Origin of the sequence: Streptomyces sp. NPDC048659 (assembly GCF_040650575.1) — a bacterium.
In the GTDB taxonomy this organism is placed as follows: domain Bacteria; phylum Actinomycetota; class Actinomycetes; order Streptomycetales; family Streptomycetaceae; genus Streptomyces.
This window is the reverse complement of sequence record NZ_JBEZHM010000138.1, coordinates 1-1,794: the sequence shown is the minus strand read 5'-3', so window position 1 is coordinate 1,794 and position 1,794 is coordinate 1. Positions and strand designations below refer to the sequence as shown.

The 1,794-nt window shown below is 68.2% G+C and carries 1 pseudogene; it reads right to left on the bottom strand.

The features are described from left to right. Positions 1–1,728 (bottom strand): annotated as a pseudogene (locus tag AB0C99_RS39615) (sugar-binding protein); the annotation flags it as partial. Between the last annotated feature and the right edge of the window lie 66 nt (positions 1,729–1,794).

Sequence of the window (1,794 nt, the reverse complement as noted above, 5' to 3'; positions counted from 1 at the left end):
GTTGTCCTTGCGCTGGCCGTAGTAGATGTGCGACAGGTAGCCGTCGCGGTCGTAGACGACCGGCGCCTTGAAGTTGAAGTTCTTGGCGTAGTAGTTCTGGTCCTTCTTCCACCACAGCGACATGGCGTTGCCGTGGATGTCCTCGACGTAGTCGAGGCCCCAGCGCCAGCCCTGGGTGCAGGAGGAGTTCTTCCAGTCGTTGGTGGTGGACCCCTTGTAGCAGTCCTCACCCGCGTGGTTGCCGTAGACCGGGACCGTCAGGACGGAGTCGGTGGTGGGGTCGTCGGCGGCGGTGCCGTTGTCGGACCAACCGGGCAGCTTGTTCAGACCGAAGTGGTACTTGGTGCCGTCCTTCGTGGTGACGACCCAGTACTCACCGTCCTTGGCGCCGTTGCCGGTGGCCTGGCCCTTGACCTGCTGGACGGTCGAGCCGTCGCCGTTGGCCGTGAACCACTTGTTCTTCGACTCGTCCCACACCAGCTCGGTGGTCATACCGCCGAGGGAGAGGGTGGCGTTGTCCGAGCCCCAGCACAGGTCCGCGGTCTTGTGCGTGGAGTTGTTGGAACCGGCCTTCTTCGAGTCCTGACGGCAGTTGGCGTACGTGCGGGTGATGGAACCCGCGTTGTAGTCCCAGCCGTCACCGATCCACGAAGCCTGGTTGTTCGACGACGACGTACGCCCGTCCACCGACTGCGAGGAGTAGGAGAGGTTCACCTTCGGCATCAGGCCGCCGGCGGTCTCCGGGGTCTGTACCTGATACGAGTAGGTGAACGCACCGGAGGAGGAACCCGAGGACCAGGAGCCCGAGGACAGCAGCGGGGAAGCCGTGAAGTCGCCCGACGCCGACGAACCGGTGTCGAGCATGCCGACCGCGGAGCCGCCCGCCGCGTTCGCGGCCGGCCGCACACCGTCTCGGTACGACGCCTTCGTCGCGCCGGACTGGGCGACGAAGCCCTCGCCGAGCAGGCTCGCGACCGGGACGGTACCCGTGACGACCTTGCGGGTCGGGGAGTTCTTCGCCGCCGTCGTCTTCGTCGGCGCGTCCTTCGCCGCGACGGTCTCCACCGTCGAGCTCAGCCGCTCGAACCTGTCCTTCTCCGCCGTGTCGTCCTTGCCGGACATCGGGGTCGTGCCCGCGTCGTCCGCGCAGTCACCCGTGGTCGGCGACGAGTACACGCACTCCGGCAGCAGCATCAGGCCGAAACGGTCCGCGGCCTGCGGGCCGTACAGGTCCGCGAAGCCCGTCGTGTCGACGGTCAGGGCCACCTCGGCGGCCGGATCGACCGACGCCGGCGGGGTCACCTTCATGACCAGACCCGACACACCGGCGTCCTGCGACGTCGTCGGCGGCGCCAGGTCGACCTTCCAGTCACCCGCCACGGCCGCCGGGTTCCCACCCTCGGGAACGCCCAGCGCGATCGGCAGACCGTTCGTCACCGGAACCGCCGTACCCGGAGCCGTCGCCGCGGTCAGCGTCGCGTTGCCCGTGCCCGACGTCCACGCCGTCGTCGCCTTCGGGTCGTACGGGTCGACCGGCACCTCCGGCGCCGTCGTCAGCGCCTTCTGCGCCTCCGAGTCACCGTCGAGCTCCGTGCTCTTCGGGATGTCCGGGAGATCGACCTGCGTGGTCGACTCCTGACGGTTCATGCCCGGGCCGGGGATGGCCAGCGCCTGCCCGCCCAGGCTGGTCACCGTCAACGTCGAGGACAACAAAAGGACGGTCGCCATGCGGCTTCGCCGCAAGCGCCGTCGTTGTGACTCCGTCATGGCTGGGCGTCCTAGCCCCAGCCATGA